The organism is Moraxella sp. CTOTU49803 (assembly GCF_032097965.1).
Taxonomy (GTDB): domain Bacteria; phylum Pseudomonadota; class Gammaproteobacteria; order Pseudomonadales; family Moraxellaceae; genus Faucicola; species Faucicola tetraodonis.
In genome coordinates, this window is the sequence record NZ_DAMCJP010000005.1 from 1 (window position 1) to 17,171 (window position 17,171).

Genomic DNA, 17,171 nt, shown 5'->3' on the forward strand with positions numbered 1-17,171 from the left:
TTTGGCAGCAATGGTTTGGCAGCAATGGTTTGGCAGCAATGGTTTGGCAGCAATGGTAGTGAACTACTTGCTGCTCTCTTTAAAACTAAAAAACCCCAATGCCGTGTACTGGGGTTGTTGTGTTGTAGTGTTTATCCCATCAGTTTGCTGGGTAATTATTTGTGACTATTGAATAAGATATTTGGTACTGCCAATTCGTTATATTCGCCTTTTTCATTTGACTTCCTCCCCTTGCTAAAGCAAGGGGATTCCTTCTACAAGACGGTCAAGCCCGACCGCAAGAATGTTCTTACTGGCATTGATATCTCTATCATGCCGTGTGCCACACGTTGCACAAGTCCATTCTCTTATTCCAAGCGATTTTCTACCTTTCGGACTATTGGCGGTGATTTCACCGCAACACGAACATCGCTGGGTCGTGTATCTCTCATTCACGATTTCAAAACGGCAACCTGCGTTCTCGCATTTGTAGGTCAGTTGTCGTTTCAGTTCAAACCAGCCTGCATCGTAAACCGATTTGGCTAGTTTGCCTTTTTTACTATTAAATTGATTACTCTGAATATCACCGACCACGATTAGCGCATTATCTTTAACTAATTGGGTGGTGAATTTATGGATGAGGTCTTGGCGTGTATGTTTGATTTTGGCATGAATCGCTTTGACACGTTGTTTGTTTTTAGCTCGTTGAGCAATGGCTAAATCTTTGGCATATTTGAGCGTTTGCTTGATGGTGAGTTTGTCACCGCTTGAGGTAGTGGCACTGTCTTTAAGCCCTAAGTCAATGCCTACGCTACCCGTTCCGCATTGTGTCTTGGGGTAGTCTTTGACGGTGATACAGGCATACCAACGGTTACGGCTGTCTTGTACCAATTCGCATGTGTTGATTTGGTATAGGCTAAGGTTGTAGCTGTCCCATAGGTCGATGATTAGCTTTTGCCCTTTGGCTAGGCTTAGTTGCAAGGTGGATTTTAAGCCTTTTTTACCTGTTTGGTGTGTGGCGATGTGTTTGATGGCAGATTGTTTAAACGGTAGCCAGCCTAATGATTTACGTTTTGAATTTGGGTTGTTGGTTCGCCATGACAATTTAGCTTTTTTGAATTGTTTTCTAGCTTTGGCGTGGGTTTCGTTGATGGCTTGAATGGTTTGCGAGTGTAAACCAAGTAACTCACCGCTACATTTGGTGTATTCGTTTAGGTCGTAAGCACTAAAGAACTTGCCAGTACGCTTAAGATGCTCATAGCTTAACGCATTAACGTAGTTCCATACGAAATTCACCGAACCGCTTAGGCGGTTAAGCTTTGCTGTGTGTTTATCTCGTATGCGTAGCTTGAGTGTTTTCATGCAAATTATTTTAGCAAAATTTATGCAAGCGTTATAGTGTACAAGTTGCCTTATATCCACCGCCTAAAGGCGGTGGTTTTACGGCAACGGATGATAAACTGGATGACTAAATATCTTCAAGCTTTAGCACATCATAAGCGGGCGTTTCATACGGGTGTGCCTGTTTTAAGGCTTGCACCACCGCTTTGATGCGCTCATCTACAACCACCATCTCGACTCGCCATTCTTCGATTGTTTGTAATTGATTGGTCGTACCAATAAAGGCATGATTGCCTGCCAATGGCATAAACTGTCCTGTACCCAACACCTGCCAACAGCAATACTGATAATTGCCAATCTGCCCTGCCCCTGCGTCAAACAAGGCTTGTTTGACAGGCTCAAGATAATCGGTCGGTATGTATGTGGTGAGTTTATACATGATTGGTTTTTTCATCCCTGTCATTATTAGGTATTTGCCTTAATCTAGCATATTTTTTTTGCAAAAAGCGCGTTGGTCGGTGGTTTTTCGTTGATTATTCTCCCGTTTTAAAAAAAAATTTACCCTTAAACGCGCTATATATTATACAATATTGTATAATATATATTATCGTGAAATACTTAGGTGGCGTATGTTGTTATTTTCTATTGCAGATTATAGTCATCCATTGGTGGGTGGTATGTTGATTGGGCTCTCTGCGGTTATGCTGTGGTGGAGTATTGCCAAGATTGCTGGTATCAGTGGCATTGTCGCTAGTCTCTGGCAGCCAAACTCACCCGATTTTGCTTGGCAATTGGCGTTTTTTGTGGGCTTGCTGGTATCGCCTTGGGTGTTTGGTCAGTTATTTGGTTTGCCAACCATCACGGTATCATCATCGCCTTGGCTGTATGTCATCGCAGGGTTATTGGTCGGTGTGGGTACGCGGATGGGCTCAGGGTGTACCAGTGGTCATGGTATTTGTGGCAATGCGCGCTTTTCACCGCGCTCACTGCTGGCAACCATTGTCTTTATGTCCGCAGGGTGTGTGACGGTGTTTATCGGTCGTCATTTGTTGTCATTGATTTAATTGAGACGTTAGGGGCATATATCATGCGAAAAGAAATTGTGTTATTGATCAGTGCTATCTGTGGATTGGTTTTTGGTATGGGTTTGATTGTCAGTGATATGGCAAACCCAAAAACCGTGCAAAGCTTTCTTGATCTTGCAGGCGATTGGAATCCTGCCTTGATGTTTGTGATGGTTGGCGCGCTCATTGTCGCCACCATTGGTTTTAACTTAAGTCGCTTAAAAAAGACCAGTCTATCGGGTGCGCCGTTTCCACCGATTCGCCGCGGTATTGATAAGCGCTTGGCGATTGGGTCGATGATATTTGGTGTCGGTTGGGGCATCGCTGGTATCTGCCCTGCCCCTGCGGTGGTCCTGGTGGGCATGGGCATCTGGCAAGGGATGGTGTTTTTTGTCGCCATGCTAGTGGGTATGGGAATAGTGATAGCGTTTGATAAAACCCAATCAGCTTAGTCATCAGCAGGATGAAATAACCGATAGAACCCACCCGCCATGAGCCAACTGGCTAGTTGCTGTGGCGTTTCTGTTTGCCCTTGCCGCACCCAATGAATATAGGTGTGATACAGCATTCCTGAGGCAAATACCAGATTATACTTCCCGCTTTTATCCTGTGGCGCTGTCATAGCTTGGCAAGTCGATGCCTGCTTTTTGCGGTATTCGACAAAAATTTTGCTATTAAGGAGGGTGTCTAAAATCAGCCCTTCAAAGCCTTGATTGAGCAAAATCTTGGTCGATAATTCAAACTTGCTCAGATAGTCAAACACGCGTACCAAAAACGCATAAAACTCGGACTCGCTTGCCGCCGTCAAGTCGATAAAAGGAAAATCATACTCAATCTGCGCCAAATAGTCTTTGAGTAACGCAAGTTTGCTATCGTAATTGCGGTAATAGCCCATGCGACTCACGCCTGCCTTTTGGGTCAGCTCGGTGACGCTGATATCGGCAAATGGTGTGGACTCCATGAATTTGAGCAGCGCTATGGCGAGCGAACGTCTGACTACGGTGTTGGCATTGCCCATGATATGCGCCTGCTGGCCAAAATCACTCAAACTCGACTCAATACTTGTACCCGTGGGCGATGGAAGCGGTGTGAAGGTTGGCTTTGGCACGCATTAATCCTTTCAACTCAATCCTTTACTTAATTTATCAAAACAAAACAAACCCAAATGTCACAGTTGCAGCAGCCTGCTGAAAAATTAGTATACCCTAATCAAGTAGCGGGTTGAACTGTTTAGCGGTAAACCGCTGTTATACAAAGACAGATACAGCCAAAAATTCACTGCAAAGTAGCTCGCGGCAGGCTAGCTTTAAGGACAACTATGAAAGATAACTATTAAGGACAACTATTAAGGAAAATAAGGGGAAAGCAATACATGGAAGGTCAATCATTTGATACGGATTTTTTGGTCATAGGCTCAGGCTTTGGCGGTAGCGTCTCGGCGATGCGACTGACCGAAAAAGGCTATCGCGTGATTATCGCTGAGCAAGGCAAGCATATTTCTCCCGAGACCATGCCCAAAACCGTGCGCGATATCAAGCAGTTTTTGTGGTTGCCTGCGCTCAAGTACAAAGGTTTTTTTTCGCTTCAGTTATTTAGGCATGTCATGGTGTTGCATGGTAACGCGGTGGGCGGTGGCTCAATCACTTATGCCAACACCTTATTACAGCCAGAAGACAAAATTTGGCAACAAGGTAGCTGGGCAGGGCTTCACGACTGGCAAGCGGTGATGCCACAACATTATGAGACTGCCAAACGGATGCTAGGGGTGAGCCAAAATAAAAAAGTCGGCAACGCAGATTTGATGCTACAAAAAATGGCAAACCTGAGTGGCGTGGGCGATAGTTTTTATCTTACCGATGTGGGCGCCTACTTTAGTGAACAGGATAAGTATGCTCACCCTGCTGTCAATGGTGACCCATATTTTGGCGGTGCAGGTCCTAAGCGCAGTCCCTGTATAGGCTGTGGTGGATGTATGGTCGGCTGCCGTTATGGCGCCAAAAATACCCTAGATAAAAACTACCTGTATTTTGCCCAAAAAAATGGCGCTACCCTGCTCGCTGAAACCAAAGTCACGGATATAGTACCGATAGCAGATGCTAGCAAATCGCCAAGCGACCCTGCCTATCAAAACGGTTCGCAAGGCTATCGGGTGACGCTGCAATCAGCGGATAAAGGGGAGTATCAAATCACCACCCAACAGATTGTACTGTCAGCCTCCAGCCTCGGTAGCCAAAAACTACTGTTTGAGCAGCGCCATAAAGGCAATATGCCTCATATTTCCCCTTATCTTGGCAAGCGTATCTATACCAATGCTGAATCTTTGCTAGGCGTGCGATTTTTGGATGAGCAACATGGCGCCATGAGCGATGGCGTGGCTATCGGCTCTGGGATTTATTTGGGCGATGGCACACACATTGAGGCAACGCGCTATCCTGAAGGTTTTAATATTGCCTCCTTTTTGGCGACGTTAAGCAATTATAAAAACGGCAAAAAAATGTCGCTACTGGCTTGGTTATGGTGTTTTATAGCGCAGTTTATCTTCAAGCCCCGTCAGGCGTGGCGTGCATTTCGACCACATAATATGGCAAAACAAAGCCTTATCTTGCTATGTATGCAAAGCACGCCGTATGCGCTTGAAATGCGCTATCAAAAAAGCCCGTGGTGGCGGGCTTGGTTGGGTAGTCGCTATCAGATGCAAACCTATGGTCCTGCCATACCCGCCTTTATCCCAGAAGCGAGCGCGTTTGCCGAGCAGATGGCAACCCAAATGGGGGGAGTCGGTTATGGCGTGCTGTCGGAAGTGTTTTTGAACATTCCAACCACCGCGCATTGTATGGGTGGGATTTCGCTAGGCAATTCTACAGCAGATGGCGTGGTCGATAAGTACCACCGATTGTTTAATTATCAAGGGTTTTATGTGTGCGATGGCGGCAATATCTCGACCAACTTGGGCGTCAACCCAAGCCTCACCATAACAGCATTGACAGAGCATGCCATGAGCCATATTCCACACAAATCACCCCAGCCACCGTACCCTGCTGATACCACGAGCCAAAACGTGACGCTGGTTCAAAAAGATGCTGGTTCAAAAGGATGCTAGCAAGATACCAGCTTAACTGCTATGTTGAGTTAAAATTTAACTAAATGATTGGGATAATACACATGACACTTCAAGACAACTCAAATGCAACTAATTCGGATGCAACTATCAATACCATGCAGCAGCAGTTTGACATCATGCGAACGGCTAGCCGCCAAGACCAATATGTCGATTGGTCAATTCGTAGTGCACGGCTAAAAAAATTAGAGCAGCTGGTGATGGATAACCAAAGCGAGATTATCACCGCTATTCATGCCGACTTTGGACAACGCCCAGCGGCTGAAACCACCATGCTTGAACTATTCCCAACGCTTGAAGCCATTCGTTATACACAAAAGCACGGTAAGGCTTGGTCTGCCAAACAGCCCGTCAAAACTGGGATTTGGTTTTTGCCCGCTCGTAGCTATATCCAGCCGCAGCCGTTAGGACTCGTAGGCATTATCGCACCTTGGAACTATCCGCTGTATTTGGTGATTGCGCCGCTGGCTGCCGCATTGGTGGCAGGCAATCGTGCGATGCTCAAAGTCTCAGAAGCCTCACCGAATTTTGAGCAGTGGCTGGCTAATGCGTTACCCAAATACTTTGCCGCAGACGAAGTGACCTTGATTACAGGGGATGTCGAAGTCGCGCAAGCCTTTAGTCAATTACCGTTTGACCATTTGTTTTTTACTGGCTCTACCGCAGTGGGCAAACATATCATGAAAGCCGCTGCCCAGAATTTGACCCCTGTCACCCTTGAGCTGGGCGGCAAATCCCCTGTCGTGGTGACGCCAAGCGCCGATGTGGCAAAAACTGTCAACCGCGTATGGACAGGCAAAACCATGAACGCAGGGCAAACCTGTATTGCGCCTGATTATGTGTTGATGCAGGCGGATAAAAAACACGCCTTTATCGAACAATCAATCGCATGGCTTGATGCCCACTACCCCAATCTTGCAGACAATCCCGACTATAGCTTTGTTATTAACGCCAAACAAGCCAGCCGGGTACAAGGTTATCTCGATGAAGCCAAACAGCGCGGTGCCACCCTCATTCCACTGACCGATTATGAAGTGAATATCGAGACTGGATTTTTCCCACCGATGATTGTCACCGATTTACCCAGCGATGCTAAGTTGCTGACAGAGGAGATTTTTGCCCCTGTATTGCCACTGGTGTCCTACCAAGACTTGGCGCAAGCGGTGGCGTATGTGAATGAGCGTGACCGCCCACTGGCGCTGTATGTGTTTGGCGAGGATAAAGCCGACACCGACTACGTACTCGCGCATACGGTGAGTGGCGGCGCGTGTATTAACGAAACGATTTTTCACATTGCCCAGCAAAATCTGCCGTTTGGCGGTGTCGGGGCATCAGGGATGGGGCGTTACCACGGCAAATATAGCTTTGATACTTTCTCTCATCCAAAAGCGGTGTTTAAACAAAGTCACCTTAACTTCGCGCATTTGCTCCAACCACCGTATGGCAAGACCTTTTGGAACATGATGAAGGTGATTTTAAAAGCCTAGTGATTGCAATTCTTAGATAACTTTGCCTATATAACTCGGCATAGATAAGCGTTACTATCACTGTTATAAATTACTAACGTCGTATGTGCTAGTTGATTGGTATGAGCTATTTCATTGGTAATAGTTGTCGTGCTTTTTGAGCCACCAGTTCATGTTATCTTGGCGTTTGGTGCGAAATTGCTCCAATCTTTTGGCAATAGCCGCATTGTGCGCTCGTGCGGTATCGAGCCCAAACAGAATCGGCACACTGACAAGCACGCCATAGCGCCATTTTGGGCTAGGCAGTCCCAAGCCATCGCCAATATCATCACCCACCAAAGTCCGTGTGACACTGGCATTGATCCGCTCAACCAGCTGTCCACGTCTGTTATCCTCACCCATAATTTGCGAGGGTAAATCATGCAGCGCTTTGGCGAGGGGTTTACCAAATTCAAAATCTAATTGCTGGGTTGCCAAATAGCTATAAAGCCATGCCCACGCCTCGGTTTCATCTTCAGGAATGCGTGCCAGCTCAATCCCCATCCACCAACTCGCCAGTTGCCATAAATGCATGATGCCTTGGGACTCTTCGGCGCTGATTCTTGCCCCCAGTAATTTTAGTCCGCGCATAATAAGTAGTGAAAACTGCAAGTGGGTTGCCACCATATCGGTTTGGTTGATGGGTACCCCCCAGTAGCTACTGTCCCAATCATGACTGCATAAGTGTTGTCGTACCAGACCGTGTGTCTGACGCACTTGCAGACTTTGTCGCCAGCCTTCTGTGCCAATTGCCAATGGGGGTTGCTGGTTGCGGCTAATCGCTGGGTACTCAGACACTGCCAAAATATATGCATAGGTTCGCATGAGCCTAGGCAGTGCATCATGCACTAACGCCCCTGTTTTGATGAGTGGCAATGAGAGCGCAGGGATACTATACCCTGCCATTAGCGCGACATTACGCAGTAACCAAATCAGCATCAACGGATAGCGCCGATAGGCAATTGCGCCAATCTCGGCAAGCTTAGCATCATACCAACTCGGATATTGGCAAAACTGCTGATACAGCGCCTCAAACGCTGGCTGTTGCAATAACGCTTTGGCTGCCGATACGTTACTTGTTTGCGCTATCCCTTGCTCATGCAAAATCAATTGTTGCAGGGGTTTGGCAAATTTGATACCGCTGGATAACAGCGCATCGACAGGCTGATCTGCGACACCATACCCCTGCTGCATCTGTTGCAATAAATCCTTTGACACCTCAAAATCACGGGGCAATAAAAATCGTTTGATACGCTGCAACACTTGTAAATCAGCATGGTGGTCAATGTCAGTATTGCGCCCCAGTGTCGGCAAATCGGTTTGATAAAGCGGGTTCATAGCAGTGATAAATCAGTGATGAATGAATAGATAGCCTAGCGCATTTTGGCAACTAAAAAATACTTATGTGCCAAAAAAATCGAATTTTTTTGTTTAAAAATGTTAGACCTTAATCGACTGGGTATATTTACTGGGTGTGTTTGACCGTAGCTTGCCTGATGGGTTTCAATGACCCGTGGGATAATGATTGGTTGGACAATGACGGGTTGGGTAATGATGGCTAGCATAGCGCTAGTCCATGTAATATGTATAATTTCACATTTATCGAACTATTTTGTCGCTGACGCTAAGCCTATTTTTGATTACACTATAGCCAACCTCTCTTGTCTTAACAGTATCAAAATCGAGCTACCCTTTGAAATCACCTAGAATCTTAGAAACGCCACCCAATTGGACCGAGGATGAAAAACCCGCGTTACCCGGTTCACCGCCGAGTATTGCTCACTCTAGATCAAAAAGCATTGTGTACTTTGTCATCGGCGTTTTCATTGCAATTTGTGGCGGCTTGGGCAACGGCATTATTACCGCCAATTTACCGCAAATCCAAGGCGAATATGCGCTGACACCCTCACAAGTGGCTTGGATACCTGCTGTGTATGTGATGGCAAATGTCAGCGCTAACCTGCTGCTGTTTAAAGCGCGTCAACAATTTGGGTTACGCTGGTTTTCTGAAATATCCCTGCTGATGTTCATGCTGGTGATGTTTATTCATATATTTGTGCAAAACTATCCGATGGCTTTACTGGTGAGGGCGATAGGAGGCTTTGTCGCGGCACCGTTATCCTCACTCGGGCTTTATTATGTGATGCAAGCCTTTAGTAGTCAGTATCGCCTGCAAGGTTTGTATATTGGCTTTGGGATCAGTGCGCTGGCGATTCCGTTGGCTTGGATAATGTCCCCTTATTTGGTCAATGTGAACGACTGGACTCGGCTTTACACGTTTGAGTTTGGTTTGGCGCTGTGTTGTTTTGCGATGGTGGTCGCCGTCAAGTTGCCACGAAGTTTACGTATCGAAGTGTATGAAAAGAAAGACATTCTCACCTTTTTGTTATTGGCGCCCGGTTTTGGGTTACTGTGTGGTGTGCTAGTACAAGGGCCTATTTTATGGTGGGAAAACTCACCCTTATTGGCTTATATGCTCATTGGCGCGTTGGCGCTGTTGATGTCAGGCTTTTTCTTTGAGCATTACCGCAAAAATCCTTTGATTATGACCCGCTGGCTGGGGAGTTTTGCGTTATGGCGTTTTGTAGTAGGCGCTTTTTTACTGCGTTTGATTATGTCTGAGCAAAGTTATGCGGTGGTGAATTTTTTAAAATCTCAAGGGCTCATGTCCGACCAGTTTGTGGGTTTTTATACGGTCATATTTTTTGGTATGTTGGCAGGTTTGATAGTCAGTGCACTGACCTTTTCACGGGATCATTTGATTCCGCCGATGGTAGTGGCGACTTTGCTCGTAGCGATTGCCAGTGTGTATGATGCCAATATGCTCACCAGTGACGTACGACCCCAAAATTTTTATCTCAGTCAATTTGCAGTCGCGTTTGCAGGCTCACTGTTTATGGGTCCATTGGTATTGATGGGATTTGGGCTGACGCTGCGACAAAGCGTCAATCATGTCATCACCTTTATCATATTGTTTGGTGCGACCCAAAACTTTGGCGGGCTGGTAGGCTCGGCTTTTTATAGCACCCTGCAACAGCAGCGTACCCAGTATCATAAACAAAGTATTTTACAGCAAATGCAATCGACCGATGCCACAGTAACCCAGCGGCTTCAACAATACCAAGCAGGGTTTAAACCCGTCATCACCGACAACAATTTATCGCAGCAACAAGCCCAACAATCTCTCAATCAAATTGTCACGCGAGAGGCGCAGATTAAAGCGTATGGCGATATCATTACTGTGAACAGTTACATTGCCACGTTTTTATTTGCTTGGGGTATGATTAATATCGCCCGCAAAAAATACATTGAAAATCGGCAAAAAGTAGCAATTAAGCAAACATAGACTGGATACGCTAGATGCATTTAACAAGGCGACCTAATTAGATAACTGTTTTTAGATAACTGGTTTTTTAAATAACAGTTTAATGATAAATTGAATGACCAATAAAATTTAATCATCAATAAAATGCTTACGGAAAACCCAACTCATGAGTAGTGAAGCAAAAACCCAAAATGATGCGCCAGCTGATGACAGCGATGATAAACCCACACAGGCGCCGGAAAAGATTATTAACCCTAGACCGCTTACCTTAATTATCATGTTGGTGGTTTTTTTGCTCGGTGTTGGGGTGATTTTATGGGCATGGCATTTGGGTCCGTTTAATACGCCACTGCAACAAACCGAAAACAGTTATGTCAAAGGCAATATCACCCTATTGTCGGCACAAATTAATGGTTATATCGAAAAAGTCTACGTCACCGATTTTGAGGACGTCAAACAAGGTCAGCCGTTAGTTAAAGTCAGCAGTGCTAACTACTCACAGCAAGTAGTACAAGCCGAATCAGGACTGGAACAAGCGACTACTAATTTAGCCAACCAGCAACAAATCATCGAGCAGCGCAAAGCCGATGTCAAAGCCGCGCAGGCAAAAGTAGCACAAGTTAAAACCCAGCTAGAATTGTCTATCCAACAGCTTAAACGACTTGAATCCTTGGTCGGTGTTGGCGCCGTGTCACAAAATGAAGTCGATACTGCCAAAGCGGCAGTTAAAAACAATGAAGCACTGATGAGCCAAGCAATGGCCAGTGTCGATGTCGCCCGCGAAGGTCAAAAGACCGCGGAAGTAGCAAAGATTGGTTTGGTGGCACAGATTAAAAGCGCCAATGCACAGCTAAATCAAGCCAATACCAACCAAGAGTATGGCTTAATCACCGCCCCGACCTCAGGTAAATTAGGGCAAATCAATATCCGTACCGGTCAGCTGGTGACGCAAGGCACACAGTTGGTTTACCTCATCCCAAAATCGATGTGGGTCATTGCCAATTTTAAAGAAACCCAAATTGATAAAATGAAAATCGGGCAAAAAGCGTGGTTTACTGTGGATGCCCTAGGCAAACAAAAATTTACGGGGGTAGTCAAAAGCATCTCCCCCGCAACAGGGTCAGAATTTAGTGTCATTAAAACCGACAATGCCACCGGGAATTTTACCAAAGTGGTACAGCGCATTTCTGTACGCATCGACATCGATGGCAACCAAAGTCGTCTGAATGAATTGATGCCAGGCATGTCGGTAGTGGCAACGGTAGATACGTCAAGTTAGTAAATTAACCCTTTTTTATTCTCCTCTACCAAACGCAGTTTAGTCAGATAAGCTTAAAAAGTCTTTCGCTAAATAAGCTGGGTTAGGATATTGATAGAACCCCTCACCCGTGGCTTCACCCAGTTTGTTGGTATCGACCAGTTCTGCTTTGAGCTTTTCAGCGGGCTGCTGTAAAGAAGGGTCCGTTTTTGCCAGTTCATTAAAGATGTTGTAGTTGGTTTTCATGCCATTTTTATCCAAAATCGCCATCGGTCCAAAGGGTGAACCCGTGGCTATCATCCACGTTTTATCAATGGTTGCGGCATCGGCGACGCCGTTTGCCCACAGTTTTAACCCAGCTACCAATAATGGAATCAATAAGCTATCAAGCACATAGCCTGATTGTTCTTTTTTCACCGCTATCGGTAACATAGCAATGGCTTTGGCAAATTCGATGACGTCAGCATAGACTTGTGGGTCACAGCTTGCTGCCGCCATCAACTCCACCGTATTACGGATATGGATGTGATTGGCAAAATGCAGCATCAAGAATTTTTCTGGACGGTTAGTAAAGGTCGATAACACGCTTGGCAATAGCGTTGATGAGTTACTGGCAAACACGGTTTTGGCAGGGGCGGCGGCTGAGGCTTTGCTATAAAAATCTTTTTTGATATCTAAGCTTTCTGGCACGGCTTCAATCAATAGGTCTGCATCTTTTAATGCCTCATTCAAGTCCGTGGTGTAAGCTAAACTTTTGCTGGCTGCTGCCACTTGGGCATCGGTTTCACCTAGGTCATGCTGATGCTGATTGGCAAGGTCGGTAAAGCGGGCTTTCGCCTTAGCAATCGCGTCATCGTTAATGTCATAAATAGTCACGTTAAAGCCATGAAACGCACATTGCACCGCAATTTGGTTGCCCAATACGCCACTGCCTGCCACGGTAATATTTTTATAGGGTACTTTGGATAAATCCGCTTTGGGTGGTTTTAAAAAGTCAGGATTTTTAAAGGCGGGATTGGGGTATTGATAAAATCCTTCGCCCGTTGGCACGCCCAGTTTATGTTGCTCGATATACTCTTTTTTGAGCATATCAACGACCGCTTGGTCTTGTTGTTTGCCCTTAGCCACAGCAAGCTTATAAATATTGTAAGGGGTAGTCAGCCCCAGCATATCATAAAAAGCAAATGGCCCCATCGGCGAGCCTGTGCCAAGCATCCAAGTTTTGTCGATGGTTTGAATATCAGCAATGCCTTGGATATACAGCTGCATCCCTGCATTCAACCAAGGATTGAGTAGTGAATTTAGTACATAGCCCGAGGTTTCTTTGTTGACGATAATAGGCACCATACCGATTTGTTTGGCAAACGCAGCCACCGCATCAAATACATTAGGGTCAGTATCAGCATGCGACATAATTTCGGCAAGATTGCGCTTCCAAATCTCATTGGCAAAGTGCATCATCAAAAACTTGGCAGGACGGTCGGTAAATTTGACCAAATCACTGGGCAACATGGTAGATGAGTTACTGACAAATACGGTTTTTTCGGGGGCGGCTGCTGAGGCTTTTTGATAAAAATCTTTTTTGATGGCGACATCTTCAGGCACCGCTTCAATCAACAAGTCGGCGTCTTTTAAGGCGGCGGTTAAATCTGATGTATAGCTCAAGTTTTGCTCAGCCTGTTTGGCTTGTTCGCTTGTTTCGCCCAAATCATCCTGATGACGTTTGGCGATATCGGCAAATTTGGTTTTGGCTTTATTGAGCACCTCGTCATTGATATCATACACAACGACTTTAAAACCATGAAACGCCGCTTGTATGGCGATTTGATAGCCCAAAACACCACTGCCTGCGACCGTGATATTTTTAAAATTAGAAAGGTTATACGATTCTGACATACTATGCTCCTAGCGTTAATGAGCAAATACGCGACTTTATAATTGATGATTAAGGTAAATTTTTTTGATATTATCGTATTTGCCGTCGACTATTTTTAATTAGATTGAAAGGTAAAAAACCGTTAGCATGTTCAAACACTAACGGTTTTTGATTTATTTATGGAGATTGAGTTTTTCACCCAATTGATGAAATTTTTGGTTTATTTCATCACGAAATGCGTCCAATTTTGACGAATGGTCAGCTTTGCGTTGTTTACGCCATACTTGTTGCAAGTGTTTAACCGACTGGTCATGTGCTTCTTTGGCTGCGATTATTTCACTTTGTACATGAACTACGTCAAAGCGTTGGCTATGCGTGTTATACTGCGCAAAAAAGTCGTTGAGTGGTTGCTCGTTTTGCTCTTGAACCAACGTTAAAATCGCCACTTCACCGTCTTTTAGATTTTGGGCAACGTATTCAAGTAACGATGATTGACCAAAAGACGCTGCCGCACCGACATCACTACCGAGTACCATACCCAGTGAGCCGCCGATTAACAAACCTGCAGGTCCGCCCAATACGCCAAGCAACGCACCAAACAGACCACCCATAACTGCCCCACCACTGATTTGTTCGCCTTGGTCTAGGCTATCCACTGTTGTGATCACACTGTTTTCTTTCTTAATGAGTAACGCTTGCGCAATCAAGGTTTCAGCGTTGCTTTTGTAAGCTTTTAGCTCGGTAAAGGCTTTGTAGGCTTCAGTTGATACATCAAAAATAGTGACTAAAATATTTTGTTGTGCTTTCATGTTTGTTATCCTTATTTTTTAATTAGGTTTTTTTAATTAAAGGTTATAAAAATCTTTATTAAACGCCTGTTTTAGGTTGGTTGGCTCGGCACGTTTTTTATGATTTAAACGATGGCGAGTGGTTGAGGCGGTTTGATACGCACGCAGTCGCGCGTGTTGCAAATTACCAATCGGACGGTTGGCTTCAATACAGCGAAACGGGGTAAATGACAAATGCTCCATAATGTCAAAGTTGCCGTCATCCGGCACATCTTGGCAAGGGATGGTAAGTTTTGCCACTGTCACAAACGGTGCGTCTTTTTCATCCCATTCTTTGGTCAAGTCATTGATGGGCTGGTCTTTTAAGTTACGGCACAGCTGGATTTGCACATCAAACTCATAATCATGCTCACGAATTTCTTGTAAAATCAGAGGACGAATCGCCTCGCTGGTGGCGTTGACATCGAGATCTCGGCGCTTGATTTTGGCTTGTGACGCTTTGGTCGGCGCGACACGGATTTTTGCCATATAGTCGCCATGACGCACCGCCCCTTGTGAGTAAAAACTGTATAACAAGGTATTTTGCGGTTTGATGGTTTTAAACTTACTAAAAGCCCTAAAAGTCTTGAGGGATTCTTTGGATGGCAGTTTTTTGCCATATTGGGTGACCCAATCAAAGGCAAATTTGGCCTGACCTTTTGCGCCTTTGGCAAAATAATCATTTAATTGTAAAAATAGCCGTGAAATATAACTATAGTCTTGAATAGTGTTACAAAAGAAAATAGGAAAATTAATCAGATTGTAGTCAAAGTTTGGGCTATCTGGCTCATCTGGCAATAATTTGTCGCCTTTGACACCAAAAACTTTAATCGCCAACCCTTGAGAAAGCCCCAACTTGTTGTCAGCAGCCACACGAGATGAGCCGTTAGAAAAACGAATCACCGCTTCATGGCGAGCGGGTTTGGCATAGATACCTTGGGCATATTCTTTGGGCAGTTTTGGTAAAATCTCAAAGTTAGCTTTTAAGGCACAGTAGCCTTTGGCATGGGCATCTCGGGTGTGATAGTTGATTTTGCTAACCGTGTCTGATTTGCCGATATAGTCACGAATGTCTGCGGTGATTTGGTCGATGGCTTTTTCATCGTCGCTGGTAAGCTGGTCGATGGCTGGGTCAAACTTGGCATAACGACGACCGAATAATTTATTTAACATGATGATTGTCCTTTGTTATTTTCATTATTTTATAAGGTGAGCGGTACTAAAAACGCCTAACCTTTTTTTATTTAGTTTTACTCTAATATGAATTTTCGTTAAGCTCACTAATCCATTTAAGTGCCGACAAGCTCGGTACAAAAAGATATTCACCGCCTTGTAGGGTATTAAATTGCAAAATATTGGTATGACGCTTACGAATTGGCTCATCGGGTACGGTGAATACATCGCTATCAGCGTCACTACCTGCGTGTACGCCTAGCATTGGGTCACGTTCTTCCCCAAGGTTCATAAAGTTACCGTCATTAATCCATTGGCTTTGCAAAAACTCAAGCGTGTCCATGGCATGCGCGTTGATACCGATAAAAAATAAACCCCGGTCTTGACCATCGTCTTGGGTCACGTTGGGCGGCACGATATCGCCATACGAAACGCTACGGCGGATAATGCGGTGAAGACGCACATCGCTTAAAATAAAGTCTTTGGTATTGCGGGGGTTCATACGGCGAGCATGGGCACCAAATGGGCAGCCTTTACCATAGGGATCATCCGTGTAGTCAAATTTATTGTTTGCTACATTGTCTTTGCCGAGGGCTTCATCATCGTGATCTGGGCTTAGGGTGATGGGGGCACCCGAACGCCAGCGACCAAACATTTTTGCCCCCAGTTTATCGGCTTTAGCTGGGTCATTGTCGCTTTGTTCAAGGCAATAGCGGTGAAAGTCAGCCACATTACTGCGGTATTTTCGTAGTACCATAAACGAGCCGTTTTTACCCAATACTTCAGGCTGTGGCATAGGGGGTACCACGCCCGCTTCACCTTTATAACCTAACACAAATTCACCCGCCGCAATCGGGCGTTCGGTGTTATTTTCAAGGCTAATACCACTGCCATCAACTTCTGGGTTACTGATGCCATCGCGATAACCAAACACATTTTTGACGTCACCATCTGCGCCAAAATCATGTTCCACCAAGATTTCGATGGCGTTACGGCTGATATCTAAATAAGGGGCAAACGCCTGTTTAAGTTCGTCAAGTTTGGCTTGCCATTTTTCTTGGCTATCGGCAATTACCGCGCCGCAAATATGAATATCGCCTTTATCACCAAATGGCGCAAGCCAGTTACTAGGGTCATTGTCGCCTTTGTCACCCAAGATATCTGAGCGACCTGCCATACCTGTTTTGAAATTTTCTGGGAAAGAATCAAGCGAGCTTTGCGGTAAGCCTAAAGCTTTTAGCCCCTCATACGTCATCACAATAGTCAAATTGGCATCCATATCTTTTTGGAAATTTTTTGAGCCTGTGACGTTTGGTAATACCGCTTTTAGTAATTCACGACCCGCGTTGCTGTCATTGACTTTTAGCGCGACAAGCGTGCCATAGTAAGGTGCAGGGCGGTCATGCAAAATGATGGCTTGAATATCCTCAAGTTCCATCGTGGCGATATTGGGATAGATAGCGTTCGTTGCCCGTGTGGTGACGCTGTGCAGCTGCGTGCTGATTTTTTGTTTGGCTTCGTGTACCCGTTCTTTGACACTGCCTTTTTCAGTGGGTGTATCGCTGTGTTCAAATTTGTCTTTAACGGCCTCTATGCCATGCTCGATACCATCTTGTAGATGGGTTTTTAATTTGCCAAGTAGGCTTTCATTCGCTGGGTTGTCGTTATTCATGGTCGTTCCTAGCAGGGAATTTCAAAAATTTGA

At 45.3% G+C, this 17,171-nt stretch carries 14 protein-coding genes; 6 read left to right on the forward strand and 8 right to left on the reverse strand.

What is annotated here, in order from left to right:
• Window positions 1-234 precede the first annotated feature (234 nt).
• Window positions 235-1,341, reverse strand: a complete 1,107-nt coding sequence (locus RT422_RS07070) for a transposase (protein WP_313421780.1) — start codon at window positions 1,339-1,341, stop codon at window positions 235-237.
• Between the two features lie 106 nt (window positions 1,342-1,447).
• On the reverse strand, window positions 1,448-1,759 hold the full coding sequence (locus tag RT422_RS07075; protein ID WP_101963946.1) for a YqfO family protein: 312 nt from the start codon (window positions 1,757-1,759) through the stop codon (window positions 1,448-1,450).
• 190 nt (window positions 1,760-1,949) lie between these two features.
• On the opposite strand from RT422_RS07075, the gene RT422_RS07080 reads away from it, so the two are divergent.
• Both RT422_RS07080 and RT422_RS07085 read left to right on the forward strand, forming a co-directional pair.
• Entirely contained in the window at window positions 1,950-2,384 is a 435-nt protein-coding gene (locus RT422_RS07080; RefSeq protein ID WP_313421781.1) for a YeeE/YedE family protein, read from the forward strand.
• 23 nt (window positions 2,385-2,407) lie between these two features.
• Window positions 2,408-2,836 carry a DUF6691 family protein gene (locus RT422_RS07085; protein WP_313421782.1) on the forward strand — a complete coding sequence of 143 codons (429 nt, stop codon included), beginning with the start codon at window positions 2,408-2,410 and terminating at the stop codon, window positions 2,834-2,836.
• Here the strand turns inward: RT422_RS07085 and RT422_RS07090 are convergent.
• Window positions 2,833-3,492 (reverse strand): TetR/AcrR family transcriptional regulator, encoded by a 660-nt coding sequence (locus RT422_RS07090; protein ID WP_313421783.1) that lies wholly within the window; start codon window positions 3,490-3,492, stop codon window positions 2,833-2,835. The genes RT422_RS07085 and RT422_RS07090 overlap by 4 nt on opposite strands.
• A 264-nt stretch (window positions 3,493-3,756) precedes the next feature.
• Between RT422_RS07090 and RT422_RS07095 the strand changes: the two genes are divergently transcribed.
• A complete protein-coding gene (locus RT422_RS07095; protein WP_313421784.1) occupies window positions 3,757-5,484 on the forward strand; it encodes a GMC oxidoreductase in 1,728 nt (575 codons plus the stop codon).
• Window positions 5,485-5,546: 62 nt separating this feature from the next.
• On the forward strand, window positions 5,547-6,989 hold the full coding sequence (locus tag RT422_RS07100; RefSeq protein WP_313421785.1) for a coniferyl aldehyde dehydrogenase: 1,443 nt from the start codon (window positions 5,547-5,549) through the stop codon (window positions 6,987-6,989).
• A gap of 111 nt (window positions 6,990-7,100) precedes the next feature.
• Here the strand turns inward: RT422_RS07100 and RT422_RS07105 are convergent, their stop codons facing one another.
• On the reverse strand, window positions 7,101-8,345 hold the full coding sequence (locus RT422_RS07105; RefSeq protein WP_313421786.1) for an oxygenase MpaB family protein: 1,245 nt from the start codon (window positions 8,343-8,345) through the stop codon (window positions 7,101-7,103).
• Window positions 8,346-8,700: 355 nt separating this feature from the next.
• On the opposite strand from RT422_RS07105, the gene RT422_RS07110 reads away from it, so the two are divergent.
• Both RT422_RS07110 and RT422_RS07115 read left to right on the forward strand, forming a co-directional pair.
• Window positions 8,701-10,353 carry an MFS transporter gene (locus RT422_RS07110; protein WP_284034751.1) on the forward strand — a complete coding sequence of 551 codons (1,653 nt, stop codon included), beginning with the start codon at window positions 8,701-8,703 and terminating at the stop codon, window positions 10,351-10,353.
• A gap of 145 nt (window positions 10,354-10,498) precedes the next feature.
• Window positions 10,499-11,611 carry an HlyD family secretion protein gene (locus tag RT422_RS07115; RefSeq protein WP_313421788.1) on the forward strand — a complete coding sequence of 371 codons (1,113 nt, stop codon included), beginning with the start codon at window positions 10,499-10,501 and terminating at the stop codon, window positions 11,609-11,611.
• Window positions 11,612-11,650: 39 nt separating this feature from the next.
• Here the strand turns inward: RT422_RS07115 and RT422_RS07120 are convergent, their stop codons facing one another.
• The 4 genes from RT422_RS07120 to RT422_RS07135 all read right to left on the reverse strand — a co-directional run bounded on the left by RT422_RS07120 (window position 11,651) and on the right by RT422_RS07135 (window position 17,138).
• Entirely contained in the window at window positions 11,651-13,486 is a 1,836-nt protein-coding gene (locus tag RT422_RS07120) for a 3-hydroxyacyl-CoA dehydrogenase (protein ID WP_313421790.1), read from the reverse strand.
• 153 nt (window positions 13,487-13,639) lie between these two features.
• Window positions 13,640-14,275 carry a DUF1269 domain-containing protein gene (locus tag RT422_RS07125; protein WP_313421792.1) on the reverse strand — a complete coding sequence of 212 codons (636 nt, stop codon included), beginning with the start codon at window positions 14,273-14,275 and terminating at the stop codon, window positions 13,640-13,642.
• A gap of 36 nt (window positions 14,276-14,311) precedes the next feature.
• Entirely contained in the window at window positions 14,312-15,466 is a 1,155-nt protein-coding gene (locus RT422_RS07130; RefSeq protein ID WP_313421793.1) for a catalase family protein, read from the reverse strand.
• A gap of 82 nt (window positions 15,467-15,548) precedes the next feature.
• The gene (locus tag RT422_RS07135) at window positions 15,549-17,138 is read right to left on the reverse strand and encodes a Dyp-type peroxidase (protein WP_313421794.1); all 1,590 of its coding nucleotides are present in this window, start codon (window positions 17,136-17,138) and stop codon (window positions 15,549-15,551) included.
• Window positions 17,139-17,171: the final 33 nt, after the last annotated feature.